The 6,353-nt window shown below is 63.8% G+C and carries 7 protein-coding genes and 1 pseudogene; 2 read left to right on the forward strand and 6 right to left on the reverse strand.

Annotation, left to right across the window (positions count from 1 at the left end):
• Nucleotides 1-367, forward strand: a 367-nt coding sequence (locus EN994_RS13590) for an aminotransferase class III-fold pyridoxal phosphate-dependent enzyme (protein ID WP_127307584.1), incomplete at its 5' end; no start/stop codon positions are given.
• On the forward strand, nucleotides 364-1,032 hold the full coding sequence (locus tag EN994_RS13595) for a nuclear transport factor 2 family protein (RefSeq protein ID WP_063167469.1): 669 nt from the start codon (nucleotides 364-366) through the stop codon (nucleotides 1,030-1,032). The genes EN994_RS13590 and EN994_RS13595, both read left to right, overlap by 4 nt.
• Nucleotides 1,033-1,141: 109 nt before the next feature.
• Here the strand turns inward: EN994_RS13595 and EN994_RS13600 are convergent, their stop codons facing one another.
• The 6 genes and pseudogenes from EN994_RS13600 to EN994_RS13625 all read right to left on the reverse strand — a co-directional run.
• Nucleotides 1,142-2,335: an ABC transporter substrate-binding protein gene (locus EN994_RS13600; protein WP_013533160.1), complete on the reverse strand. Its 1,194-nt coding sequence runs from the start codon at nucleotides 2,333-2,335 to the stop codon at nucleotides 1,142-1,144.
• Between the two features lie 42 nt (nucleotides 2,336-2,377).
• A complete protein-coding gene (locus EN994_RS13605; protein WP_063167470.1) occupies nucleotides 2,378-3,469 on the reverse strand; it encodes a branched-chain amino acid ABC transporter permease in 1,092 nt (363 codons plus the stop codon).
• Nucleotides 3,470-3,473: 4 nt separating this feature from the next.
• Nucleotides 3,474-4,379: a branched-chain amino acid ABC transporter permease gene (locus EN994_RS13610; RefSeq protein WP_013533158.1), complete on the reverse strand. Its 906-nt coding sequence runs from the start codon at nucleotides 4,377-4,379 to the stop codon at nucleotides 3,474-3,476.
• 1 nt (nucleotide 4,380) lies between these two features.
• Nucleotides 4,381-5,115 (reverse strand): ABC transporter ATP-binding protein, encoded by a 735-nt coding sequence (locus tag EN994_RS13615; RefSeq protein WP_013533157.1) that lies wholly within the window; start codon nucleotides 5,113-5,115, stop codon nucleotides 4,381-4,383.
• Nucleotides 5,112-6,173 carry an ABC transporter ATP-binding protein gene (locus EN994_RS13620; protein ID WP_244514266.1) on the reverse strand — a complete coding sequence of 354 codons (1,062 nt, stop codon included), beginning with the start codon at nucleotides 6,171-6,173 and terminating at the stop codon, nucleotides 5,112-5,114. The genes EN994_RS13615 and EN994_RS13620 overlap by 4 nt, the downstream gene beginning before the upstream one ends.
• Nucleotides 6,112-6,353 (reverse strand): annotated as a pseudogene (locus EN994_RS13625) (allophanate hydrolase); the annotation flags it as partial. The gene EN994_RS13620 and the pseudogene EN994_RS13625, both read right to left, overlap by 62 nt.

Here is a 6,353-nt window from a genome sequence, read left to right on the forward strand (position 1 = left end):
GGCCATCTTCGAGGAGCGGGACCTGATCGGAAACGCGGCCCGCCTCGAGACGTCGTTCCAGGCCGGCATCCGCTCATTTGCCGATCACCCGCTTGTCGGCGAAGCGCGGGGCACCGGTCTTATCGGCGCCGTTGAGCTGGTGGCAGACAAGGCGACGAAACGCCCCTTCGTCAAGGTTGGGCGCGCAGGGGGTATCGCAGCAGGCTTCGGCCACGAGGAAGGCCTCATCTTCCGCGCCATCGGCGATCAGCTCGCGCTCTGCCCGCCGATGATCTCGACAGAAGACGATGTGAAAGAAATCATGACGCGCATGGGCCGGACGCTTGAGCGCCTGACCGGTGCGGTTGCCAAGGAGGGACTTGAATGACCCGCATGAAAGCCGAACCGGTCGTCCATATCGACGACGAACGCTTTCGGGTCACCGAATGGCGCTTTGCCGCCGGGGCCGAGACCGGCTGGCACATCCATGGCCATGACTACGTCATCGTGCCGCTTACGGACGGCAAGCTCGGTCTCGAAGGCCCGGACGGCGCGCAGTCGCAAGCCGCCCTCACTCAAGGGGTGCCCTATTCGCGGCGGACGGGTGTGGCCCACAACATCATCAATGCCGGCGATGCGCCGCTGGCCTTCCTGGAGGTCGAGGTCGTTGAGGCCGGCGATCTCGCAGCCAGGCGGCTCGCCGTGCTTGACCGGTTCCTCGCTGCCTGGAACGCTCGCGATGTGGGCGCGCTGATGGACTGCATGGCTGAGAATTGCGCTTTCCACGGCTCGGCCGGACCCGATGCCGAAGGGCGCAAGCATATGGGGCGTGACGCCGTGCGCGCCGCCTATGCAGCGCTGTTCGATGCTTTCCCGAAGGCCGCGTGGACCAGGGGACGGCACGTCGTGACGGGCGACACCGGGCTTTCATCATGGCGCTTCGTCGGCACCACGGCAGCGGGGCAGCAAATCGAAGTCGACGGCTGCGATATCTTCGCTTTCTCGGGGGAGCTCATAGCGCTCAAGGATTCCTACCGCAAAGCGCGAGGGTAGCGAAAATCTGAATTCATCGGGCGACGAAGGGCGGTCCAAGCGGGCCGCCCTCGTTTTTTGTCCAAAGGCAAGATCCTACGAAAGGGCCGGGCTTACCCGGCCCATCTTCTTACTTGAGCAAGGCTTCCATCGGTACCGGCTCGGAAATCGTCCAGTTGCCTACAACACCCGGCTTGCCGGCCTTGGTCTCGACGATCAGGTACCGCGTCTGGTTCTGGTGATGCAGTTCCGGCGTGAAGGTACGAGGCCCGAACAGCGTCGGCTCGTTCTTCATCTTCTCCAGTTCCGCGACGACGGCGTCGGCATCGGTCGTGCCTGCACGCTCCACCGCCTTGGCCCAGACGTCGACCATGACGTAACCCGGAAAGACATACTGGCTCGAGGGATCGGCGCCTGTCTTCGCCTTGTAGGTGGCATTGAACTTCAGCACTTCCGGATTGGGATCGTCGCCATAGATCGATCCCTGAACGGGGACGTAGAAGTTCGTCAGATCGGGCACAGCGGATAGCCAATAGCTACCGTCGACGCCCGAGCCATTCAGGATCATGGAGTTGATGCCCGCGGCACGAAGCTGCTTGATGGCCGAAACAGCGCCCGGCATCATTGTGCAAAGCATGATCGCATCCGGCTCCTTCGGCAGAGACTTGATGCGGGTGATCTGCGCGGCGATGGAGGCGTCCTCGTTCTTGAAGGTGTCTTCACCGACAAGCTTCGCGCCCTGGGCTTCGAGCTTCGGCATCATCCAGTCGAAGCCGTCGCAGATGCCCTTGTTGTAGGCCGTCCAGGTATCGAGCAGACGGTAGAAGTCCTTTGCGCCTTTTTCCTTGAATGCCCACTCGGCCATGGTCGCGCCCTGCACGGGCGCCAGCACCGACGCGGAGAAGCTGTGCGGGCCGACACCCTGGATACCGGCCTTGACCGATTCCGCGCACAGGAAGAAGGAGATACGGCCCGCGTCCTCGGCCGCGAGCGCAGCCGGCGATCCGAAGTCGTAGTCGCACGAGACGACCACGAGATCCGCGCCCTGGTCGAGCACGGAGAGGCCCGCCTTGGCGCCTTCGGCCCGGTCGGACTTGGTGTCGGCCTTGACGACCTTGATCTGCTTTCCAAGCAGACCGCCAGCCGCATTGATCTCGTCGATGCGGATCAAGGCCGCCTCCTGCGCAGGCTTGTCATAGGCTTCCATGAAGCCCGACTCCGCAGTGGCGAAGCCGATGACGATGGTCTTGTCATCGGCCAGGGCCGGGTATGCGATGGACATCGAGGCCAGAGCGGTTGCGACAATTCTCATTTTGTATGTCATGCACGTCTCCTTTTTGTTTTCCGGTCGGGCTTGTGCCGCCGGTCACTTGTTGCGACTGCTGCGGGGTAAGGTGATCTCGCGGTTGCCCATGAGTCCGGATGGGCGAAGCGCGAGGATCACGATCATGATGACGCCGAGGGCTATTTCCTGAACCCCTTTCGGGAGGGCGAAAGTGGACTCGCCGAGCGATACGCCTGCCTCCAGCCAGCGCAGCGCCTGGATAAGGGCGGACAGCAGGACGACACCCACCACACCCCCCGACAGGCTGCCCATGCCGCCGACGACGAGCATGGAAAGGGTGATGAAGGTGAGACCGAGATAGAATGTGTCGGGTGTGACCACGCCGATGGAATGAGCCATGAGCGCACCGCCCAGCCCCATCACCGCGCCTGATATGACGAATGCCACCAATCTTTCCCTGGGAATGTCGATACCGGAAGCCGCGGCGGCGGTGGGCTCGTCGCGGGCAGCACGAAGGGCCAGGCCGGACCGGGAGATCGCGTGCGCCCAGGCGATGAAGATCGCGACCACGGCGCCGATGAGATACGGCCAGATCACGCGTACGATCGGAATGCCGACGACCGATGAGGTCGCTCCGGTCACGCTCTCCCAGTTGGAATAAATTGTGTTGATCATGGCGAGCATCGCGAAGGTCGCGATCGAAGCCGCGATGCCCGATAATCGCATCAGCACCCGCCCGAAGATGAGAGCGGCGAGGGCGGCGAACAATGCTGCCAGCATAGCCGATTGCCAGTACGGCAATCGGGTCGCCAGCAGCCATTCGGGCAGTCCCGGCAGCGAACCGCGTTTCATCATCGGATTGATGGTGAGCCACGCGGCCGCGTAGGCGCCAAGGCAGGTGAAGCCGATATGCCCGAAGCTGAGAACGCCCGAATTCCCGATAAAGATGTATAGGCCCACGACGAGGATGACACGGACGAACACGTCGATCACCGTCTGGTTGAAGGGCCGCGATCCGGTCATCACCGTGATCAGCGCGATGGCCAGCAGCAGCAGAGAAAGCAGGACCGGTGTCAGGATTGTGCGGCGGGCAAGCGCGAAGCGGGCGGGCTTTCGCTCGGCAGCCGGGGCACCGGCAGCGGTAGAGTTGGTGAGGGAGGCGACGACACCCATGAAATCAGATCCTTTCCTTGGTGCCGCGCGCGGCAATAAGCCCCTGTGGGCGGAAGAGGAGGACGAGGATGACCGCTCCATAGACAAAGGCATCGCGGAATGGCCGGGCGTCGATGGGCAGCATGACTTGCATGATCACCGAGGCGGCACCCAGCAGGAAGCCGGCGAGCACGGCTCCCCCGAGGCTGCCGAGGCCGCCAATGACGGTGGCGATGAAGGCCATCAACATGATCGAGGCGCCCATCTGGATGTCCAGCGTGCCTGTCTGGGCGCCAAAGATCAGTGCAATGGCGGCGGCCAACGCGCCGGAGAGGGCGAACGCGCCCATGATAACCCGGTTCGCACGCACACCCAGCATTCGGGCCATCGAGAAGTTCTCGGCCGCCGCCCGCATCTCCAGGCCGAAGCGGGTTTGACGCAGGAACAGTGTCAGGCCGATCAGGATGACCATCGTGGCCACGATCGTTATGAGCTGGAGGAGGGGAAGCCTGGCACCAAGGATCTCCACCGGCTGGGACAGTTCGGGCAGCAGCGAGATCGATTTCGGCCGACTGGAGAAAAGCATGAGCAGGAAGTAGCGAATGACGAAACCGAGCGCGAAGGAGGCGATCATCATGGTTGCCGGATTTGCCTGACGGAACCGCCTGAAGACGACGATTTCGCACAGCACCGACAGCCCGGCCCCGCAGAGGAGCACGAATGGCAACAGCAGGTACCACGGCAATTGGCCGGCGAAGACGATGGCCATTGCGTCCGTAGACGGCCATAACAGGGCGAAGACGCAGAAGGCGATGACGTCGCCATGCGCGAAGTTCACGAGCCGCATGACGCCGAAGATGAGGGCAATGCCGAGCGCCCCGAGCGCGTAGAGCGAACCAAGCGAGAGTGCGTCGAACAGGATCTGAAGCATCTCAATTGTCCTCGTAGCCGAAATAGGCAGCCTGGATCGCCTCGCCATTGCCGAGCGTCCGCGCGTCGCCATCGAGCACGATCTGTCCGCCACGCATCAGGATCATCCGCCCGCCCACCATCATCGCCCGGGCCGAGCTCTGCTCAACGATCAGGAGCGTGAGCTGGCGCTGCGCACGCAGCGCGATCAGCCGCTCGTAGACCTGGTCGTTGATGTTGGGGGCGAGGCCCAGTGAAGGCTCGTCGATGGCTACAAGCCGCGGATTGGTCATCAGCGCGCGGCCGATGACCAGCATTTGCTGCTGCCCGCCGGACAGCAATCCCGCCTGCCCGTGCCGCCTCTCTTTCAGCATCGGGAAGGTTGCGTAGACGGCTTCGAGTTCGTCGGCCGCTCGGCTGCGCCAGCCGCGTTCGCGGGCGTGCATGCCGGTTCCGACCAGAAGGTTCTCTTCGGTCGTCAGCGAGCCGAAGACATCGCGCCCCTCCGGCACCATGGAGAATCCGAGCCGGGCGATGTTCTCCGGCGCCTGGCCGGTGATCTCATGACCTGCAAGGTCGATCCGGCCGCCCGCCACCGGCGTAACACCGGCGATCGCGCGCAGCAGCGAAGACTTCCCGGCTCCGTTCGGGCCGGTGATGAACAGGATTTCTCCCTCGTCCATGGAGAAGGAGACATTGCGGACCGCCGTGAGACGGCTGTAGCGGATGGTGATGTCGGAAAGGGCGAGCAGGCTCATTCCATCGCCTCCAGCACAGGCAGGTCGGTGTTCGCGGCCGTGCCCATATAGGCGTGGCGCACCTTCTCGCTGTCGCGGATCGCGGCAGGCGGTCCTTCCTCGATAATCGCTCCGGAATCGAGCACGACGATATGCTGGCAAAGGCCGAGCACCAGCCCGACATTGTGCTCGATGAGCAGGACACCACAGCCGAGATCGCTGGCGATGTGTCTTATCAGGGCGGAAAGCTCCCGCGCCTCCAGTGCGCTCATGCCAGCCGCGGGCTCGTCGAGCAGGATGTATGCGGGCCGTCCCATCAGGGCGCGGCCAATGGCGACGCGGCGCTCGTCCGTGTATGGCAACGTTCCGGCGATGCGGGTACCCAGCGCACCGATGCCTATCCAGTCGAGCATCGCTTCCGCTTCGGCGATGGCAGCGCGCCGGCTCATTCCCAGGCCAACGCCGGTCACTTCCAAATTGTCCAACACAGGCAGGTCGCGGAAGAGCCGCCCACCCTGAAAGGTGCGGGCAATGCCGCGCCGCCGGACCTGATGCGGCTTGAGACCCGTGAGTGCTTCCCCGTCGAGCTTGATGGTGCCTTCCGTCGGTGCCTGGAAGCCGGTCAGCACGTTGACGAGCGTGGTCTTGCCAGCGCCATTCGGGCCGATGAGGCCACTGATGCGGCCGGGCGTAATTTGGAGGTCTACCGATGACAGGGCCTTCAGCCCCGCAAACGATACCGAGACGTTCTCCGCGCTCAGATGACTCATGACCCTTTCCTTCTTTCTACCGACGGAAAGGCGCGAAGCATCCGGCCTTGCGGCCAGCCACGTTGCAAATGTCTTCCCCTGTCGGTTCCGGCGGTCTCTAGCGGACTGCTCGGGTGCCAAATTCACGCCGTTGCCCGGCGTCGTCTTGTCGTTTCGCGCACCGGATTTTGTCTTCCGCCACGCGCGGTCGGTTTTGGCCGGCCGATCTCCTCGCCTCCGGCTCCTCCGCCGGCATTCCCGGCTGACGTCAGCCGGCCAGATGCCCTTCAGCACGCGCCAGCGCGGCGCGCTGTTCGGTTCGCGCGGCAAGCGCGTCTTCCAGCGTCACCGGGACGAAGCGCGCCGGGGTGTGCGGCTGGAGCTGGGCGATAAGGTCCATGTCGGCCGATATCACCACGCCCAGCATCATATACCCGCCACCCGAAACCGCGTCCCGGTGAAGAACGATCGGCTCAGTGCCACTCGGCACCTGGACGGATCCGTAAGGAT

The organism is Mesorhizobium sp. M7A.F.Ca.CA.002.09.1.1, from assembly GCF_003998555.1.
Classification (GTDB): Bacteria; Pseudomonadota; Alphaproteobacteria; order Rhizobiales; family Rhizobiaceae; genus Mesorhizobium; species Mesorhizobium ciceri.